The 19127-nt window shown below is 42.6% G+C and carries 22 protein-coding genes; 9 read left to right on the forward strand and 13 right to left on the reverse strand.

What is annotated here, in order from left to right; genetic code table 11:
- Positions 1 to 8 precede the first annotated feature (8 nt).
- The gene (modA, locus tag R7O13_RS03730) at positions 9 to 764 is read right to left on the reverse strand and encodes a molybdate ABC transporter substrate-binding protein (RefSeq protein ID WP_137282621.1); all 756 of its coding nucleotides are present in this window, start codon (positions 762 to 764) and stop codon (positions 9 to 11) included.
- Positions 765 to 833: 69 nt separating this feature from the next.
- Positions 834 to 2285, reverse strand: a complete 1452-nt coding sequence (locus tag R7O13_RS03735; protein ID WP_318303016.1) for a cobyric acid synthase — start codon at positions 2283 to 2285, stop codon at positions 834 to 836.
- A 155-nt stretch (positions 2286 to 2440) separates the two neighbouring features.
- On the opposite strand from R7O13_RS03735, the gene R7O13_RS03740 reads away from it, so the two are divergent.
- Together R7O13_RS03740 and R7O13_RS03745 are read left to right on the forward strand one after the other, a co-directional pair.
- Positions 2441 to 2815 carry a NirD/YgiW/YdeI family stress tolerance protein gene (locus tag R7O13_RS03740; protein WP_318303018.1) on the forward strand — a complete coding sequence of 125 codons (375 nt, stop codon included), beginning with the start codon at positions 2441 to 2443 and terminating at the stop codon, positions 2813 to 2815.
- 153 nt (positions 2816 to 2968) lie between these two features.
- Complete coding sequence (locus tag R7O13_RS03745; protein WP_017634623.1) at positions 2969 to 3505, forward strand: hypothetical protein; 537 nt, start codon at positions 2969 to 2971, stop codon at positions 3503 to 3505.
- A 129-nt stretch (positions 3506 to 3634) separates the two neighbouring features.
- On the opposite strand, the gene R7O13_RS03750 is transcribed toward R7O13_RS03745, so the two are convergent.
- From R7O13_RS03750 to R7O13_RS03760, 3 genes are all read right to left on the reverse strand, one after another.
- Positions 3635 to 4318 carry a RimK/LysX family protein gene (locus R7O13_RS03750; RefSeq protein WP_054575977.1) on the reverse strand — a complete coding sequence of 228 codons (684 nt, stop codon included), beginning with the start codon at positions 4316 to 4318 and terminating at the stop codon, positions 3635 to 3637.
- Between the two features lie 11 nt (positions 4319 to 4329).
- Positions 4330 to 5517, reverse strand: a complete 1188-nt coding sequence (locus tag R7O13_RS03755; protein ID WP_054575976.1) for an aromatic amino acid transaminase — start codon at positions 5515 to 5517, stop codon at positions 4330 to 4332.
- Between the two features lie 155 nt (positions 5518 to 5672).
- Positions 5673 to 6530, reverse strand: coding sequence for an AraC family transcriptional regulator (locus tag R7O13_RS03760; RefSeq protein ID WP_017634626.1), 858 nt, complete (start codon positions 6528 to 6530; stop codon positions 5673 to 5675).
- Positions 6531 to 6650: 120 nt separating this feature from the next.
- Here R7O13_RS03760 and R7O13_RS03765 point away from each other — a divergent pair, with 120 nt between their 5' ends.
- Positions 6651 to 8036: an MATE family efflux transporter gene (locus R7O13_RS03765; RefSeq protein ID WP_017634627.1), complete on the forward strand. Its 1386-nt coding sequence runs from the start codon at positions 6651 to 6653 to the stop codon at positions 8034 to 8036.
- An 84-nt stretch (positions 8037 to 8120) separates the two neighbouring features.
- On the opposite strand, the gene nrdG is transcribed toward R7O13_RS03765, so the two are convergent.
- Positions 8121 to 8591 (reverse strand): anaerobic ribonucleoside-triphosphate reductase-activating protein, encoded by a 471-nt coding sequence (gene nrdG / locus R7O13_RS03770; protein WP_213871121.1) that lies wholly within the window; start codon positions 8589 to 8591, stop codon positions 8121 to 8123.
- An 83-nt stretch (positions 8592 to 8674) separates the two neighbouring features.
- Positions 8675 to 10795, reverse strand: a complete 2121-nt coding sequence (nrdD, locus tag R7O13_RS03775; protein WP_005435223.1) for an anaerobic ribonucleoside-triphosphate reductase — start codon at positions 10793 to 10795, stop codon at positions 8675 to 8677.
- Positions 10796 to 11103: 308 nt separating this feature from the next.
- Between nrdD and R7O13_RS03780 the strand changes: the two genes are divergently transcribed.
- Positions 11104 to 11967 (forward strand): endonuclease/exonuclease/phosphatase family protein, encoded by an 864-nt coding sequence (locus tag R7O13_RS03780; protein ID WP_318303026.1) that lies wholly within the window; start codon positions 11104 to 11106, stop codon positions 11965 to 11967.
- A 36-nt stretch (positions 11968 to 12003) separates the two neighbouring features.
- Here R7O13_RS03780 and R7O13_RS03785 read toward each other — a convergent pair whose 3' ends face one another.
- From R7O13_RS03785 to R7O13_RS03795, 3 genes are read right to left on the reverse strand one after another with little or no spacing between them, the layout of a single operon-like run.
- Entirely contained in the window at positions 12004 to 12444 is a 441-nt protein-coding gene (locus R7O13_RS03785) for a YeeE/YedE family protein (RefSeq protein WP_318303028.1), read from the reverse strand.
- A 14-nt stretch (positions 12445 to 12458) separates the two neighbouring features.
- Complete coding sequence (locus R7O13_RS03790) at positions 12459 to 12860, reverse strand: YeeE/YedE family protein (protein ID WP_318303030.1); 402 nt, start codon at positions 12858 to 12860, stop codon at positions 12459 to 12461.
- A 26-nt stretch (positions 12861 to 12886) separates the two neighbouring features.
- Positions 12887 to 13180, reverse strand: coding sequence for an ArsR/SmtB family transcription factor (locus R7O13_RS03795; RefSeq protein ID WP_005435229.1), 294 nt, complete (start codon positions 13178 to 13180; stop codon positions 12887 to 12889).
- Between the two features lie 150 nt (positions 13181 to 13330).
- Between R7O13_RS03795 and R7O13_RS03800 the strand changes: the two genes are divergently transcribed.
- The 5 genes from R7O13_RS03800 to R7O13_RS03820 all read left to right on the forward strand — a co-directional run bounded on the left by R7O13_RS03800 (position 13331) and on the right by R7O13_RS03820 (position 16979).
- On the forward strand, positions 13331 to 13486 hold the full coding sequence (locus R7O13_RS03800) for a hypothetical protein (RefSeq protein ID WP_064354796.1): 156 nt from the start codon (positions 13331 to 13333) through the stop codon (positions 13484 to 13486).
- Positions 13487 to 13581: 95 nt separating this feature from the next.
- A complete protein-coding gene (locus R7O13_RS03805) occupies positions 13582 to 15285 on the forward strand; it encodes an FAD-dependent oxidoreductase (RefSeq protein WP_031778282.1) in 1704 nt (567 codons plus the stop codon).
- A gap of 85 nt (positions 15286 to 15370) precedes the next feature.
- Positions 15371 to 16021 carry a hypothetical protein gene (locus R7O13_RS03810; RefSeq protein ID WP_025538795.1) on the forward strand — a complete coding sequence of 217 codons (651 nt, stop codon included), beginning with the start codon at positions 15371 to 15373 and terminating at the stop codon, positions 16019 to 16021.
- A gap of 105 nt (positions 16022 to 16126) precedes the next feature.
- On the forward strand, positions 16127 to 16384 hold the full coding sequence (locus tag R7O13_RS03815) for a helix-turn-helix domain-containing protein (protein WP_025538797.1): 258 nt from the start codon (positions 16127 to 16129) through the stop codon (positions 16382 to 16384).
- A gap of 439 nt (positions 16385 to 16823) precedes the next feature.
- Positions 16824 to 16979, forward strand: coding sequence for a hypothetical protein (locus tag R7O13_RS03820; protein ID WP_180801981.1), 156 nt, complete (start codon positions 16824 to 16826; stop codon positions 16977 to 16979).
- Between the two features lie 824 nt (positions 16980 to 17803).
- On the opposite strand, the gene R7O13_RS03825 is transcribed toward R7O13_RS03820, so the two are convergent.
- The 3 genes from R7O13_RS03825 to R7O13_RS03835 form a co-directional block, all read right to left on the reverse strand.
- Positions 17804 to 17962, reverse strand: a complete 159-nt coding sequence (locus tag R7O13_RS03825; protein ID WP_171822351.1) for a hypothetical protein — start codon at positions 17960 to 17962, stop codon at positions 17804 to 17806.
- A 65-nt stretch (positions 17963 to 18027) separates the two neighbouring features.
- Positions 18028 to 18228 carry a hypothetical protein gene (locus R7O13_RS03830; protein ID WP_024703845.1) on the reverse strand — a complete coding sequence of 67 codons (201 nt, stop codon included), beginning with the start codon at positions 18226 to 18228 and terminating at the stop codon, positions 18028 to 18030.
- Positions 18229 to 18346: 118 nt separating this feature from the next.
- Entirely contained in the window at positions 18347 to 18559 is a 213-nt protein-coding gene (locus tag R7O13_RS03835; RefSeq protein ID WP_024703846.1) for a cold-shock protein, read from the reverse strand.
- Between the last annotated feature and the right edge of the window lie 568 nt (positions 18560 to 19127).

Here is a 19127-nt window from a genome sequence, read left to right on the forward strand (position 1 = left end):
AGGCCGGTTTATTGCTGAAAGCCATATTGAGCAAAAACGCGTGCGGCTTCGTCCGATTTTAGGTACTGGAAGAACTGCTCCGACTCAGTAGAATCATTCACAATTGCAGCCGGGTAAACAATAGCCGCATGCGTATCACTCGCAAATTCGCCGAGAATTTTGACTTTATCAGTTAACTGAGCATCGGTTTTGTAGACCACACCTAAAGGCGCTTCTCCACGTTCAACCAACGCCAAAGCTAAGCGCACATTCTTTGCTGGTGCGACGTGAGTTTGAACCGCTTTCCATACACCCAGTGTAGTCAATGACTCTTTCGCGTACATACCAGCAGGTACTGACGTCGGATTGCCTAAAGCAAGACGATTTCCATGCAATGCCTTCTCCCATGCCTTTGCATCAGAAAAGTTAAATGAGGTTAATTCTGAAGACTGGGGAGCAATCAACACTAAGCTATTGCGCACTAGATTTGTGACATTGTCACGATAAATGACGTCTTTATCGACCAAATAATCCATCCATTTCGTGTTCGCAGAAATGAATACATCCGCTGGTGCGCCATTGATAATTTGTCGAGCGATAGAAGAAGAACCACCATAAACGGGAGTGATAGAAACGTCATACTTTTCTTCAAAGTTTTGCGCGATCTCGTTAATCGCATTCGTCATAGAAGAGGCTGCATACACTTTTAGGTTCGTTGCTGCGTTTGCTGAAAATGAAATGCTTAATACTGCCGCAAGGCAAGCATGCTGTTTCCATGCTTTCATAGAGATACTCCAATACAAGGCAAGCGAAAGAACAGGTTATTTGAATATAAAGTTCAATCAGTTAATGTGCTATTTAAACAAAAAATCAAGGCGCATATGTTGTTCTATCGCATCTGCGATGCGATTAATGCCTTGCTCCTTTAACTCTTCAAAGTCTTGTTGTTTGATTTGGGTGCCGTTTACCCATTCTGATACCAGGCTTAAGACATCTGCCTCGTCAAAGAACCCGTGAAGGTAGGTTCCCATGATTTGGCCACACTCGCTGATCGCCCCCTCCGCTTCACCGGAACTGAATGTAAGAGGTTGCAGGCCCCGTACTTCACTTCGCCCTACGTGGATTTCATAACCCTTTACATTGGCTGTTTTGCCGTTAAGAGAAAGCTGTGCTTGTGTGTTTGTAAGCTGTTTGCTGTTAGTTAGCGTCGTAGTGATATCAAGCAAGCCAAGTCCTTCGCTTTGACCTGGTTGGCCTTCGACGCCGTTTGGATCATCAATCAAGTATCCAAGCATCTGGTAGCCACCACAGATACCAATCACTTTTCCACCAAGACGAATATGACGCAAGATATCTTTATCCCACCCTTGGCTTCTTAGATACTCTAAGTCGTCTCTCACTGATTTGGTCCCAGGCAAAATAACAAGGTCGGCTTTATCTATTTTTTCGCCTTTACCTACATAACGTAGATTGATATCTGGATTCAATCGCAGCACATCAAAATCAGTATGATTACTAATCCGGGTTAAAACAGGCACAACAACATTCAGTTTTACCTCAGAGTGCAACTCTTGCTGCGCAGTGATCGCGTCTTCTGCTTCTAAATTCAAACCATGAAGAAAAGGAAGTACACCAAGTACAGGTTTACCTGTTTTTTCTTCTAGCCAATCGAGGCCCGATTGCAATAAGCGAATATCACCTCGAAAACGGTTGATAACAAATCCTTTTACTCGCGCTTGTTCAGATTCAGAAAGTAACGCAAGTGTTCCGTACAAATGTGCAAACACTCCACCACGATCAATATCAGCAACAATGATCACTGGTACATCAGCGGCCTCAGCAAAACCCATGTTTGCAATATCGCCTTCTCGTAAATTGATTTCAGCAGGACTCCCCGCGCCCTCGATAACGATCGAATCAAATTCTTGAGTCAGACGAGAGAAGGAATCTAACACCGTGTCCATCGCCACTTTCTTGTAATCATGAAAGCCAGCCGCATCCATATTGGAAATCGCCTTACCCTGCAAAATGATCTGAGCACCTGTATCACTGTTAGGTTTAATTAAAACCGGATTCATATGTACGGTTGGCTCAATATTACACGCCTGTGCCTGAACGGCCTGTGCTCGACCTATTTCACCGCCATCTTTGGTTACCGCACTATTTAGTGCCATGTTTTGTGGCTTAAATGGGGCAACATTTATCCCTTTTCGTGCTAATACACGGCATAAACCTGCCACAAGGACACTTTTTCCGGCATCCGAAGTGGTGCCTTGAACCATTAAAGATGGGATCGCTGATTTCATGAACATTTGTAAGGAATAGAGGAAGATGAACAATCATAACGTCATCGTCCCCACTTACTCAAGCAAATGAATAGAATATGAATGTTGAAATCATCATTGGTTCAAACAAGCCCTGTTTTAATGACCCCATCAAAACAAACCGATGAGGATGTAACATGAAAAAGAATACAATTATCGCAACAATCGCCGCCTTAGCTATTGCTCCTTCTATCGCGTTCGCGAAAGATAACGCTCAAAACCAATCAAACTTGCAGTTTAACGGTCCTGTCACTGTGGAAAAATTGGATGCCTTGCTAAACGACTCCAATATGTTTACTGAAAAAGATGTGGTCGTTGAAGGTAACTTATTGCGTCAAGTTCGCGCGGATAAGTTTGTCTTTAGCGATGGTTCCGGTGAAGTGATAGTCGAACTCGATGATGATATTCAGCTAAATACTCCGATTGATCACAAGACTAAAGTCCGTTTGTTTGGCGAATTTGAAGGCGGGAACAAACCAGAGATTGAAGTCGAACAACTCGTGGTCATGTAAAACAAACCCCGATTGCTGTGCATATCAACATGATGTAGTGACGATTACAGCTAAATAGTGACGGCAAGCACTTAAAATGATAGCTTTATCAATCTTGGTCTGCTTTTTGCAGACCATTTTTTGTTCATTTTAATCATCTTGCCCGGAGACACCATGCTAGGTAAAGCTCTAAAGGTTGCAGCCTTTGGTTTGTGTGCTATTTTGCCACTTTCCGCACATGCAAATAATTTCAACTACAACACGATGGAATTTCGCATGGGCACTAGCCCTGGTACATTTGGTGGAGAGTTCAATACCTACTTTACAGAGAATACCCATTTCATTGCTCGCGCAGACAGTGAATTCAGCGGAGACTGGGACATTGCTGGTGGTATAGGCTTTAATGGGCCAGCAGGCCAATTTGCAGATATTTATGGCCAAATGTTGGTACACAACATTAAAGAGAACGGCAGTGATAAAGTCGGCGACGAGTGGCGCACGGAAGTGAATATTGGCACTCGTATTTGGTTTATGCAAAATGTTGAGCTACATGGCCGTATCGGCCAAATCATAGATAATGACGATTCGAACACCATTTACAATCTGGGCGCACGATTCCACTCAACTCAGCAACTATCACTTGGTGCAGATTTCAAAAATAATGGTGTCTATGGCCAGCAAATTGTAATGTCTGCTCGTTTTGCATTTTAGTGGACATGACTATGACTACCAGGGCATCACAAGCAAGCATATGATTCAATAAAAATGGCCTCCAATTTTGGAGGCCATTTTTTGTTAATCACGAATTATTAGCTTGTAGCAGAAACTAGCTGTAATACATCAGTTTTTAGCGGTTTTTTTAGGTTTATCTTGCACATATTTTTTCGATACATCTACAACGGCGATATCTCTAAAAAAGCTTCGACCAAGCAAAATTGGAAACGTCATATGTCCGCGATCCGCTAACGTAAACTCTGTCTTTTCTTTGTGATCCCCAACGGTAATGTAGGCTTTTACCACCGCTCGTTTATCCACCTCTTCTGACGAAGACTGCTTAACTTTAGCCCAGCGCTCAACGGGTACTTTAAATTCTTTGGTGTCTTTGTCACCTAAATCTATCTTAAATTTAACCCAGTCTTTACCATCACGCTCAAACGGAACAATGTCAGTCGCACTAATTGATGATGTTGTCGCACCTGTATCGACTCTAGCCTTGAAAGTCTGGTCAATTTCAGGAACATAAACCCATTCTTCAGAACCGAGAATTAACATGCCATCGGGTGTTTTTGTGACCTTGACTGGCTTCTTAGGCTTTGGTTCCTGCTTTTTCTCAGGTTTCGCTTCTGGTTTGGGCTCCACCTCTGGCTTTGGATCTACCTCAGGTTTCACTTCTGGCTCTACTTTAACGGGCTCTTCGACCTTTGGCGACTCTGGCTCAACAGGTTCCTGCGTCGTTTGAGTTGACGTACAAGCAATTAAACTGCCGCTCATCATAAGCGGCAGAATCAGTTTCCAGTTTTTCATCCACACTCCAATTAAGCTTGAGATACTTTCTTAATTGCGTCCGCTACGTATGGAATATGAGTTTCGGTAAGTCCGGCAATGTTAATTCGACCATCGCCAACACCATAAATGCCATAATCTTCACGCAGTTGCGCCATTTGGTTTCCACTAAAGCCTAGCACAGTAAACATGCCTTTGTGACCCTCAATGAAATCAAATTGATCTGTATTATGGTTGTTTCTCAATTCGTTACACAAACTTTGACGAAGACTAACCAAACGATGTTGCATTTCACTCAACTCTTGCTTCCAAACGGAAGTCAGGTTGTCATCTTGAAGAATCGTCTTAACCAAAGCTGCTCCATGATCGGGTGGCATCGTGTAAGTAGAACGCGCTAACGTAAGTAACTTGCCTTTTGCGTTGGCCACGTCTTGCATGTTCTTACCAACCACAATCGCTGCACCAGTTCGTTCACGGTACAGACCAAAGTTCTTCGAACATGAAGTAGTAATCAACATCTCTTCAACGTTATCTGCCATAAAACGAAGGCCTTTTGCGTCTTCTTCTAGGCCATCACCGAAGCCTTGGTAAGCAATGTCCACAAATGGGATGAAACCGTTCTTCTGCGACAATTCTGTAATGGCTTGCCAAGCAGAGAAGTCAATATCCGCACCAGTTGGGTTGTGGCAACAACCATGAAGAAGTACCACATCTGAAGGCCCAGCTTTCGCAAGATCATCCATCATTTTTGCGGTGTCTACTTGTTTCGTTTCCGAAGAGAAATAGTGGTAGAACTTAACTTTAAGGCCTGCTGCTTCCATCACTGGCTTGTGGTTTACGTAGCTTGGGTTGGAAATCCAAACCGTCGTATCTGGCTGTGCGATCTTCATCAGATCACCGAGCATACGCAGCGCACCACTTGCACCTGGCGTTTGAATTGCTGCAACACGATCCATTGCAGACGTTCCCGTCAGCAGCAAATCGATCATGCTTTTATTAAATTCTTCGCAACCCGCAAGACCAACATAAGACTTGGTTTTTTGAGTTTCAACAACGACATCCTGCGCCATTTGAATGGCTTTCATGATCGGCGTTTCGCCTGCGCTGTTTTTGTATACGCCAATGCCAAGGTCAACCTTGTTTGGACGTTCATCGTTACGGTATGCAACGGATAGAGATAAAATAGGATCTAATACGGGAGTTGGGAGATTAGAAAACATGAAAGTCATAACCCTTTGAAATTCAAGTACCGAACCTCACGTTAACACCATCGCAAAAAATGACGAAATGATTTTTCACTTATTTCATCAATTAGAGAACAAAATTCTGGCTTACGGTGAGTTTTGTGCGCTCTATCGTTCAGAAAAAGAACGATTCACTCCTTGTCGTACCAATCCACTCTACCGTTTTTTCTAAACTCTCTTGGTGTCATGGTCGACCACGCTTTAAAACGTGTACTAAAGTTAGCGCTTGTCGGATATCCGACTATTTCTCCAATATGCTGAATTGGCCATTCTGTTGAACGAAGTAACCTAGCAGCATATTCCATGCGCATACGCGTTAAATGTGCCATTGGGCTTCGACCAAACTGCTTTTGAGTCAGTCGATGCAAATGAGGCTCCGAACATGGATATAGAGCCGCCACCTGCTCAACGCTCCAATCCTTATGGAGCTGACGTTGGACAAGGTCAAATACACGCCGAAGCCTCAATTGGCTGCGTGATATCGACTCTGAGGGCGGCATGTTTAACATCAGCTCTAACTGAGCCACACTATGCTCACCTACCGCACCACCATAATCGATTGGAAGGTGAATGCTGCGTAGTAGTGTTTGGATACATGCATACATCACTTCAGGTGTAGATGAAAGCTGGTAGCGAACATCGCATTCTAATATCGGCCACTCTCTATCAGGAGCAAGAAAAAGCCACGCGATCTGCCAAGGTTCTTCTTCTATACCAAAACCGTTTTCAACACCTGCGGGTACTGTAATCAACGAGCCCGGTTCCAAATCGTATCGATAAGTCCCACTCTCTAGCCACCCTTTACCACGCACCGTATAGAGCAGCATGTGTTTCTTTTGGTTTTTACGATAAACAGAGAAGAAGTCACGACAAGTGGCAATGCCGCACTGCACAATGCCTCTCTCCTCAAGTGCTAATACTCGACTGTGATCAATAAACTCTTGATAAGTTTTTTCTGAAATCGCGTAGCGTTCTTGTTTATCTTCCATGATTTATTGGCTCACATGTGCGTTAGTAGAGAGTTTTACAAAGGTTTTGGATTCCTTTGAAAAATACACCGCCAAATCATGAGGATAAACTACTCGCATTAATCTTTAAGGAGAAATACGATGCTCTTAACACGCGAATACATCGATAAAGTATTTTGGCAAAAACTGATTACGATTGGCCTACCTGTTTCACTTCAGTCCATGCTTTTTGCTTTGCTCGGCGTCGTGGATATTTTCATGGTAAGCCTACTCGGTGAATCTGCAACGGCAGCAGTTGGAGTTGGAAATCGTATCTTTTTCTTCAACCTAGCGGTTGTCTTTGGCCTATGCGGTGCAGTTACCGTACTTGCTTCTCAATACTACGGCTCAGGAAACCTAGCCGGAATTCGCAGAACGTTGGCGCAATCTTGGTTTATTTCCATTTTGGTGACGCTGCCGTTTATCGTTCTTTATGCGATTTTTGATGAAGAGATCGTCTCTTTTATGTCAGACGATCCTGAATACGTCACTTATGCACGTGATTATCTTGTGGTTACGGGCTTTAGCCTCATTGCTACGGCGATAGTAGTACCGATTGAAGCGGTATTGCGCTCCGTGGGCCAAACCAAACTGGCAACCAACGTTAGTATCTCCGCCATTGTCGTTAACGTCGCGCTTAATTATGTTTTGATTTTTGGTTTATTTGGTTTCCCTCAATGGGGCGTATTTGGTGCAGCCGTAGGTAGTTTTGTTTCTCGATTTTTCCAAACCGCCGTCTTGATTTATTTTTTCTACAAACGATATGCTTACCTAATTCCGACTAAGTTCGATTGGGTACAAGGCCGCTTAAAACAGTATCGAAAAAAGTACTTTAAGGTTTCTTTACCCATGTTGGTCCACGATGCGCTTTGGACTGGTGGATTGATCGTTTACAGCATCATCTATGGTCAATTGGGCGTTTCAGAACTGGCGATCATCTCATTCTTATCACCGATTGAAGGGGTACTGATTTCAACCTTTATGGGATTTGCGGTCGCTGCATCCGTTCTTCTTGGGAATGATATTGGTGCAAAACATTATGACCGAGTCGAGAAAACGGCGTGGTGGTATGTGTTAACCAGCGCAATCTTAGCCACCTTGCTGTTTTTCCTAGTGTGGTTGAGCTCGCCCATGATTCATCACCTATTGGTACTGAGCCCGTTAACCGATGCAGACATGGCACTTAACGTATGTTTAGTCATGGCGCTAGGTATGATTTTGAGGGTGTTTAACATGGTTGGGATTGGCGGCGTACTAAAGAGTGGCGCTGATATTCGCTATAGCATTTTCATCGACACGTTCGGTCAGTGGGCTATTGGCATCCCCCTTACTTATTACACAGGCATGGTGTTAGGGCTGCCTTTGCATTTTGTCTTGATGTCTCTGCTCGCGGAAGAGTTAGTGAAAGGCGTACTGACGACTTACCGTATTCAATCTAAACGTTGGATAAATAATATGGTTGAAGATGACCAATCGGTGACAGCGTAACCAAAAAGACATTAACGAACTCACACCAAAAGGGCTCACCCGTTATGCACGCGTGAGCCCTTTTTATGTGCGGAGAATGCTTGATTAGATGTCCGTAAATCGATGAATGATTTGGTTTGAACTGCCACGCCATTCGAGATTGAGGTCTTTCTTGTCTTGTTCAAACTTACCATCAATCAAAACATCGATGTATTGCACCACTTCCCTTTGCGCGTCATTCAGTTCCGTCAGCGTGTAGCCAGTCCAAACCCAAATGTCTTTACCTGGGCACTCCCCTCTCACCCTTTTCACTATCTTCAAAATATGAGGCACATTAGCAGGGTGAAGCGGATCTCCACCCGACAACGACAAGCCACGGCGTTTGATACGCGTGTCGTTTAAGTCAGCGATGATTTTGTCTTCCGCTTCTTGCGTGAAAAGTACACCAGAATCCAAACGTTGCGTCGACTGGTTATAACACCCACGGCACTGATGCACACAACCCGACACAAACAGCGTGCAGCGCGTACCCGGTCCGTTAACAACGTCAATTGGATAGTATTGGTGGTAATTCATAATGCGTCTCTGTGTTATCGAGAAAGAGAAAATCAACCTGTTTAAAGTTGATTTTCAAAGTGTAAAACGAGTGGTAGTTAACCTTACAGGTGTTTAACTCGGCGCTTCACTTCTTCTTGCTTACCGAAGTTAAACGGGCGTGCATCTGGGCTGCCTAGGTAGCCACAAACACGACGTGTCACTGACACTTTGGTTGAATCATGGTTGCCACAGCTTGGGCAAGTGAAGCCTTTACTTGTACAGTCAAACTCACCGTTGTAGCCACACTCGTAACACTCATCAATTGGCGTGTTTGTACCGTAGTAAGGTACGCGGGTGTAACTGTAATCCCATACGTTTTCTAGTGCTTCAACGTTACGTTGCATGTTCGGGAACTCGCCGTAACAGATAAAGCCACCGCTTGAGATTTCTGGGTAAGGCATCTCAAAGTCGATCTTGTCGTATGGGTTCACCTTCTTCTCAACATCTAGGTGGAAGCTGTTGGTGTAGTAACCTTTGTCTGTTACGCCTTCAATGACGCCGAACTCTTTCGCGTCGATGCGGCAGAAGCGGCTACATAGGTTTTCACTTGGCGTTGCGTATAGGCTGAAACCGTAACCAGTATCTTCTGCCCAACCGTTTACTGTGTCTTTCAGGTGCTTGATGATTGCTACTGCTTTTTCACGCAGCACAGCGTCATCGTAAACGTGCGCTTCTGTACCGAATAGCGCGTTAATTGTCTCGTGTACACCGATGTAACCAAGAGAAATAGACGCACGACCATTCTTGAAGATATCTGCGATTGAGTCGTCAGCTTTCAGGCGAACACCACACGCACCTTCCATGTAAAGGATTGGTGCAACACGTGCTTTCACGTTTTCTAGACGAGTGATACGTGTTTCTAGCGCTTTACGAGCAAGACGTAGACGGTCGTTTAGAAGCTCGTAGAATTTCTCTTCGCTGCCGTTTGCACGAATAGCGATACGAGGAAGGTTCAAGCTCACTACGCCAAGGTTGTTACGACCTTCGTGAATCAACTCGCCGTTTTCTTCGTAAGTACCAAGGAAGCTACGACAGCCCATAGGTGTTTTGAATGAACCCGTTACTTCTACTACTTTGTCGTAGTTAAGAATGTCTGGGTACATACGCTTAGACGCACACTCAAGCGCAAGTTGCTTGATGTCGTAGTTTGGATCTTCTGATTTGTGGTTCAGACCATCTTTGATACCGAATACCAGTTTAGGGAATACCGCCGTTTTACGGTTCTTACCTAGACCTGCAATACGGTTCTTCAGAATAGACTTCTGGATAAGGCGTGATGCCCAGCTTGTACCAAGACCAAAACCAAACGTAACGAATGGGGTTTGACCGTTCGCAGTGTGTAGCGTGTTTACTTCGTACTCTAGAGATTGGAACGCGTCGTAACACTCTTTCTCAGTGCGTGCTTTTGCGAACTCTTCTGGCTCAGCAATGTTCCACTCTTTTGCGATCTCTAGGTGTTTCTCGTAGCTTGTGATTACGTACGGTTCTAGAACTTCATCAATACGGTTGATGGTTGTACCGCCGTAAATGTGGCTCGCTACTTGAGCAATGATCTGTGCCGTTACTGCTGTTGCAGTCGAGATTGATTTTGGCGTATCAATCTCAGCGTTACCCATTTTAAAGCCGTGCGTTAGCATGCCTTTAAGATCGATAAGCATACAGTTAAACATTGGGAAGAACGGAGCGTAATCCAAATCGTGGTAGTGAATGTCACCCACTTCGTGTGCTTGAACCACATCGCGTGGAAGGATGTGTGTCTTCGCGTAGTGTTTCGCTACGATACCCGCCAACAAGTCACGTTGAGTCGGGATTACTTTACCGTCTTTGTTCGCGTTCTCGTTGATTAGGTCTAGGTTGCTTTCTTCAATCAGACCTTCGATTTCACGAGTTAGTGCGCTTTGTTTCTCACGAGCGATGTCGCGATCGTGGCGGTATTCGATGTAAGAACGTGCTAGGGCTTTGTAAGGACCTTGCATGAGTTCATTTTCGACTAAGTCTTGAATCTCATGGATGTGAACTTCATCGTGATCCTGAAGCTGTAACTCAACTGCCAGAGCAACATTTAGTGCATAAATGGCGACATCTTTGTCTTTGTTTTCCGCTGCTGCTTCTACTGCTGCTTGAATACGATCCCTGTTAAACGGAGCTCTTGAGCCGTCACGCTTGATTACGATTGGTTTCACTTTTTCTCCTTACCCCAAAATACTCACAGACTTATCCACAAATACACTATATGGGGTTATTTCTTATTCTGCTGACACAATATATTGTGGCGTATTTAACGAGAAGCACCAATTGAAAACATTGATTTTGATCAATAAAAAATGGGTAGCGAACAAGAACAAATCGATCTTATTGGCGTTGATCTCAGTTGCGAAGAAAACTGTGAAAATTGCAAAATTGGAGCGAAATCCACTTGCTTTTTTTCGAGGTCTTATAGGATAAAGGATGGAAAGGAATGCGCTAAATTATAGGAGTGCGATAGACCAAAATGCGATCACTTTTTGTTACGGTAATATTACTTTTTAGTTCTCTTTCATTTGCTCAAAATTCCGTCAAATTAACCAGCTGGAATATTGAATGGCTATCTATAGATGGTGGAAAAGTGTCTAGAACACCACAAGATTTTGAAAAACTGACCCACTATGTGGATAAAACACAAGTCGATATTCTCGCTTTTCAAGAAGTCGAAAGTGTCGCCGCAATCCAAAAAGCCGTTGGCAATGATTTCACTATTTATCTGTCCGATCGTTCAAACGCCTCCAACCGACACCTTCAGTTCAATGACACCAATCAATACACCGGTTTTGCGGTACGTAATGGTATGAGCGTGTTGGACAAACCAGACTTTTCTATCACACGAGGCAACAGCAAGCTCCGCTTCGCCAGCTACCTTGTCTTGAATCCAAACCAAGACAACGAGACTCACCTACTCTCTGTACATCTAAAAGCGGGATGCAGTGGTGCGTATCGCAATAATCGCGATTGTAAGATCGTGAAACAACAAGGACAGGCACTAGCCAAATGGATAAAAGCGCGCGAGGACAACAAACAACAATATGTGGTGCTTGGCGACTTTAACCACAATTTGGGTTATCGAAGAGATTGGTTATGGGACGTGCTATCGGACAATACCGATGCTAAGTTAGTGACCCAAAATACCAAAGCGGAATGTAAAGTGCGTTCTAATCGTAATCCGAATAAAACCCACCAATTCCGCTCGGTGATAGACCACATTATTGTGAGTGGTGATTTAAAGGCGTCGTCTGGTGTTCAAACCGTTTTCAAAACACAAGATGTGCTCGACTATAAGCTGAGTGACCATTGCCCAGTTTCTACGACGCTCTCATTTTAACGTTGAAATACTCTTTTTAGCATTGAAATTCGCTCTTTACCGACTAACTATTGTTTTAGCGGTGAATGACCCAACCAACATTGCCGAAATAAATAGCAGAACTTGTGTGTTGCCAGTAAAAAGGCTGGCAACCGCAGGTCCAGGACACACACCCAGTAAGCCCCACCCAATACCAAACAGTGCTGCACCGCCAACTAACTTTTTGTCTATCGCTTTAGAAGTTGGACAGACAATCTCATCACCAAACACAGATTCGCTTCTTGGCTTTATTAATAAAAGATAAGCAGGAACGAACACCGCAAGTGCTCCGCCCATAACGAAGGCTAAGCTTGGGTCCCACGCGCCGGTAATATCGAGGAAGCCGATCACTTTTGCCGGATCAGCCATACCGGAAATCACCATACCAATACCGAAGAGCGCACCAGAAAATGCAACGATAGAAATTTGCTTAATACTTTTCATTACCTGAGTTTTCATAACGACACTATTCCTTACGAGACTAGTAAGACGGTTAACATGGCGGTTGCCATAAAAGTACACGTTGCGACTACAGAACGGATAGAGAAACGCCCCATCCCACAAATGCCATGACCACTTGTGCAACCATTACCGATACGTGTACCGACCCCAACCAGTAAACCAGCAACGACAACCAAACGAAGAGAGCCGCTGTACTCAGTTGGTACATACCCACCAAGAGCATAAACAGCAAACACACCGCCCAATGCCATCGCAATTAAGAAGACAATTCGCCAAACTCGGTCCGCATTCTCAACGGCACCATTTAAGATCCCGCTGATTCCAGCTGTCTTGCCATTGAAAAGCATCAATACTACCGCTGATGCGCCAACCATTACGCCGCCCAAAAGCGACATCCAAGGAACTTCAAACATAACAATCACCCGTATAAAGTTTTGAATTACTGCTTACAGAAAACTTGGTTAAACGCTTCGATCAGTGGAGCGACTCTTCCATCAGAAATCGAATAAAACACCTGCTGAGACACCTTTCGAGCTTTGATGATGTCGTGTTTTCTCAATACGGTGAGGTGTTGTGAAAAGGCTGATTGGCTTAATGTTGAGCCTTCAAACAGTTCACCGACCCCTTTTTCGCCTTCAATAAGCTTGCACATCACGATTAAGCGCTCTGGATGAGCCATTATTTTAAGTAGCTCACTCGCTTCGGTCGCACTTTGTAGCATACTGTCGCCCATTCTTATGCCTCTTCATCAATACGTTAAGTTTTATTAGATATTACTAATTAATATTATTAAGTCAATGCTAATGTAGCCAAATTAACATTAGACATGACTAATTTATTTAAGTAAGGTGTAGGCGTTTTCGATCATCAGTAGGAGAAATCCATGAGCAAAATCGTGATTATTGGTGGTGTTGCTGGCGGTGCATCTGCAGCAGCACGCGCTCGTCGTCTTAGTGAAGACGCAGAAATCATTATGTTTGAACGCGGTCCATTTGTGTCATTAGTCAACTACATGATAGACGACATTAAAATAGTTTAGTACTACTCCTAATATAATCTTAAAAACAAACAAAAATTCACTTGTTTTCGAGTGTATTATTGTTTGTTTTTTACTCGCTAAGTTGGAGTGTCTATATGACCAAAATTCTCATTGTCGGTGGTGTGGCTGGCGGTGCATCAGCAGCAGCCCGCGCTCGTCGTTTAAGTGAAGATGCAGAAATTATTATGTTCGAACGAGGTAATTTCGTGTCTTTTGCTAACTGTGGCCTTCCCTATCACATCGGTGGCGACATCAAAGATCGAAGTAAATTATTGCTACAAACACCAGAAAGCTTTTTAGCGCGTTTCAACGTTGATGTTCGTGTAATGAATGAAGTGGTATCGATAAACCGTCAAGACAAAACAGTGACAGTAAAAAATCTTCTTGATGGCTCAGAATACGAAGAGACATACGACTTCCTATTACTTAGCCCAGGTGCAGGCCCTATCGTTCCACCAATCCCTGGTCTGGATAACCCGTTGACTCATTCACTTCGTAATATCCCTGATATGGATCGCATCATTAAAACGATCCAGATGAACAAGCCAGAGCACGCCACGGTTGTAGGCGGCGGTTTCATTGGTTTAGAAGTAATGGAAGCCTTCCACCGACTTGGGATTAAAACCACTTTGCTTGAAATGGCAGAGCAAGTCATGACACCTGTTGACCGTGAAATGGCAGGTTTTGCTCACGCAGAAATCCGTGAAAAAGGGATCAACCTGAAGCTTGGGGTGGCGCTTGAATCTGTTCAGTTCTTACCTAACGAGCATATTGCAAGTATCGAGGCTGGTGAAAGCGAAAAGCACCAACACTTAGAAGGTGAACTGGAACTCACTCTAAATAACGGTGAAAAACTCACCACCGATATTTTGATTATGGCAATTGGTGTTCGCCCTGAGATAAAATTGGCAAAAGAATCTGGCTTAGAAATCGGTGCTCTAGGTGGTATTTGTACCAATGAATACATGCAAACTAACGATCCTTCAATTTACGCTGTTGGTGATGCAGTTGAAGAAAAAGATTTTGTCACTGGCGAGCAGACACTTGTTCCTCTAGCTGGACCAGCAAACCGTCAAGGTCGTATGGCTGCCGATAACATGCTAGGTCGCAAAGAAACTTACCAAGGTACACAAGGTACTGCGATTTGTAAGATCTTCGACCTTGCTGTGGCTTCAACAGGAAAAAATGAGAAACAATTGAAACATGCTGGCGTTGAATACGAAAAAGTTTACGTCCATACCGCAAGCCACGCGAGTTACTATCCTGGTGCAGAAGTCGTTTCATTTAAAATGTTGTTCGATCCAAAGTCGGGCAAGATTTTCGGCGCTCAAGCAGTTGGTAAAGACGGTATCGATAAACGCATCGACGTTATGGCCGTGGCTCAACGCGCAGGTATGACGGTAGAGCAACTTCAACACTTAGAATTGACTTACGCGCCACCTTACGGCAGTGCAAAAGATGTGATCAACCAAGCTGCGTTTGTCGCAAACAACATCATCAAAGGTGACGCGATTGCGATTCATTATGATGAAATCGATAAATTGTCTGAAAACCAGGTCCTTCTTGATGTACGTAATCCAGGTGAACTTGAGTCGGTAGGATATCTTGAAGGTGCAATCAACATTCCTGTTGACCAATTACGTCATCGTATGAACGAACTACCAAAAGACAAAGAGATTGTGATTTACTGTCAAGTTGGGTTACGTGGTAACGTTGCTTATCGTCAGTTAGTTAACAATGGTTACAAAGCTCGTAACCTTATAGGTGGCTATCGTACTTACAAGTTTGCAAGGGCTTAATATCCCCTAGACACTCTATTCGTTCTAAATAGTAGAACTAAAAAGCGAGCTTCAAAGCTCGCTTTAAATTTTTGTTTTATAGTCATTGCATATCAACCAAGACCCTGAGCTAACAAATTCGAGCGGCAACGCAACGCATGTAATATTAATAAAGCTATCAATCACATCTCCTACATGTCCGCGTTCAATTAAGGACTTAATTGCCAAGCATGGCACTGAAGAAGCGAAATCAGGAAAGTACGAAATCACTGAGCACAACTTTGAAGAAATCATGTCTCACTTCAAACCCGCAAATGCGCCATACAAGAAGTACAGAAAAGTAGAGTTGCATGAAAAACAAAGTGTTGTTATCAATAAAGATAAACACTCTCTTTGTGCAATAGCTGCGAAACTGCATGAAGCTGTAGAGATGTTTGACGAGCTAGATAGTGAAGATGAGATTAATGCTGAAGAAGCGCAAGAACTCCATCAGGCGCTATACAGAATGACTTTAAGACTAAATGCAGCGAAGTTCCCTACTGTTATGTTCAATGACCATGTGTTCAGTCTTGACGACAGTAATAACTTACAAGCTATAAGAGCGAAAAGAAAAAGTATTGCATCAATCTCTCATGCATCAAACTTAAAAAGATTTGCACCCCACGCTAGTGCTTTAACGCCTTTCGATTACAAGCCCAAACCGAAAAAAGCAGGAGAAGATGCTCAAAAGCTAATCGCATACTTAGCGAAAGCATAAGCAAACACAAACTAGAACCAACAGCCCCCTCACACGCTAAAGTTGCCTTTTACCCTTGACTGGGGTAAAACTACCCTCGATAGTGGGTAAATACGAGAAATTGTTATGTTAATAACATCGCCGAAGCAGTTAGCGATACATCTTCGTGATGAAAGAAGACACAAAAAGCTGTCTCAGACTAAAGTTGCTGATCCAGTTGGACTTAAGCAGGACACCGTTTCTAAGTTTGAACTTAATCCAGAAACAACCAGCATTCAGACATTGTTTCGCATCTTATCGTCGCTAAATCTTGAAATGCATATTGTTCAGAAAAGCGAAAGTATCTATCCGAAGTCGTATGATGATTACGGAGAGAAATGGTGAGTCAAGTCATTCCCATGCATGGGAATACACCTAAGTCGGTATGCTTAACAAAATCGAGTGCTGCCGAAATTGTAGCTCACGACTGGACAAAGGCGAGTTTGACAGCCGCAAGCAAGTCTCTCTCAAAAAAGGCCGTTTAGCGGTATTGATTTATTGCTTAATGTTCCCAACTGTAAAACGTCGGAATCAAGATGAACCCTTTGTGATAAAATGCGTGTGAATAGATGATATGAAAATTAATTTAAAATAAAGATATATTTTTTTTAATTAATCTGTATAGTGGTCTTTGCTCTGACACAGAGTTGTTTCAAGATAAAATATAAAGAAAGTTTTCCAGCGTCATCCCTAGCAAGTTTATCTCTGTAATCTCCTTAATTACCTATCCTAAAAATACTTATGTTCAGTGCACCTTAATTATAATTTTTATAAAGGGCATAATATGTCTAATCAAATATTTAATAATGAGAATAGAAATAATAAAAACAAATCTATTCAAAATAAAGAAACATCAATACATAAAAAAACAAAGATGAATAGTCTTCTCCAAAGGATTGCTAATGGTGAGGCTGGTGTTGTTTTGGAGGAATTACTTTGAAAAAGCATGGTAGAAAGAAGATCTGGTTTAAGTTAAAAAAGTGCGAATCATACACTAAAAAAATTTTATCATATTGAATGTAAGGTTTGTAAAAGGTTGCTCATAGAAAGACTATGCTCTTCAACAGATGAGCTTTGGGAGTCGCAACCACGAAATATCTGGGGCACACATCATATTATGACAAGTGGAACGTTAAGTTGCTTAAACTGTAGGGAGCGATGAAACATACTCGTAGTGCTCAGGCTTGTGAGATGAGGTAATAGCCATTCTGTGATGGTTTTTTGCCGTCCATACTCCTTGATAATCAGTTGCTTGCCTAGTCAGCTTTTAGGGAGAAACCAAGTCAGTTCGAACGTTTAAGCGTGAAACAATGTTATATTGAAAGCGTCATACCACTACGTCTCCTCAAAAGGAATAGGACCATGCCGACCTAAGTCACTTACTTCAACGCGAAACACGCCGTGATGGATAGCGAAGCTATCTTCATGAAAAGTCTAACGAACGCCAAGCGCTCAGCTGAACATCATGCGCCAGAGGGTGCAATACTAATTGAGATTAGAGATTTAATGGATCAGATGCTAAGTCGAATGACGCTTGATGCTTGATGATAGCTGGGTAGATAGCTGTGAAGGCTGACGTTGGTTAGCAATCATGATTCGTTTTTCGTAGTAGCCTTTGACACAGTTTGGCTTGTTTGTCTGACAAGACTTGCTCACGATTAAGTTGATCTCGTAAACCTGTCAGCATGTCTCGGTCCAAGTTGCTCAGCTTTTCGGAATGTAAGAGGAGTGTCGTATTGATAAGCTCAGAGAGGTTTCGTGAACTCATAGTCCCCACTCTTTATCCCACTTTTTTTGTTCTTCAATCTCTTCTATGCGTTTGCGAACACCCATTTTTTTCAACTCTTCTGGTATCCGTTTAATCCCTTTCTGATTAATACTAAATTGCTTCTGCTTTTGTGTCGGTTTAGGTAACTTGCTCATACATCATCCTATTGATGCTAAGAAAGATGATTTTATTCAGATTAGAATAAAGCCATCTCAATTCATTATCTCTTATTAATGTATCGTTCCGCGTTTGCAAAAATTTTATCGCATGCTTTTTTCTGTGCTAAATATTCTGATGAACCTTCAGTCATAGAGTCGAGAATTTCTTTCGCTTCTTGATATTCTTTTACCATCGCAGCGAATCGTTCTTCGAAGTTGTTTTTCTGTGTTTTCTTGCTTGATTTTCTTACTGGCTTTCTCATATTGCTTCTTATCTTATCGAACCCAACATTTATTTTTATTCGTATTTCGAACGTTCAGAATCTTTATTAAACATAAAGTAAAAAGTCTCCTCGACAGAAGAGACTTTTTAGAAATATCTTACACTAACGTAACATTATCCGCTTGAGGGCCTTTGTTACCTTGTTCAACAACAAAAGAAACCTTTTGACCTTCAGATAATGTTTTGAAGCCTTCACTAACAATTGATTTGAAGTGAACAAATAGGTCAGAACCGCCGTTATCAGGGGTGATAAATCCAAAACCTTTGGATTCATTAAACCATTTTACTAAGCCTGTTGATTTATTTGACATAATATATCTCGATACATTGATTAAGTTAAAAAGAAAGCTACTAAATAAGGAATGAAGAAAAAGGTATCGCAGGATAAATATGACGAATTTAATCGAATAAAAACTGAGAAGATCTTGAACTAAATATTTTACTAATAGCTCACCGTTTGAGCTTCTGACACTATACACTATATGAATATAATAGATATCTATTTCTTGATTGATTTTTATTGTCCATAAAATCAATGACATAAAAAGTGAAAGGTTGAATTGAAATCAACAGCATCATTAAAAGTAATTATTGCAAAACAGATATTCGATACAAGCATGATCCCTATTTCTAACTTTGAATGGGGCAAATTCGTGTTACCAATGGCGTTAGTCGTGACTCTGCACGCATGACCAAAAGTATGGAAAAACTCTATATACGTGGCCAGTTTTAGTTAATCATTACAAGATGTCTGGAACATCTTGACCAGAATAGTGGCCCCTAACTGGCTTAAGGTTTTAGCTTGAGTTTATCTTGGTAGGGTCATAGGGGACGGTGTGTCTGGATTCTAAAAGCCGACCAGATTTCAGCGTGGTTTGA

It is taken from the genome of Vibrio sp. Y176 (assembly GCF_033438945.1).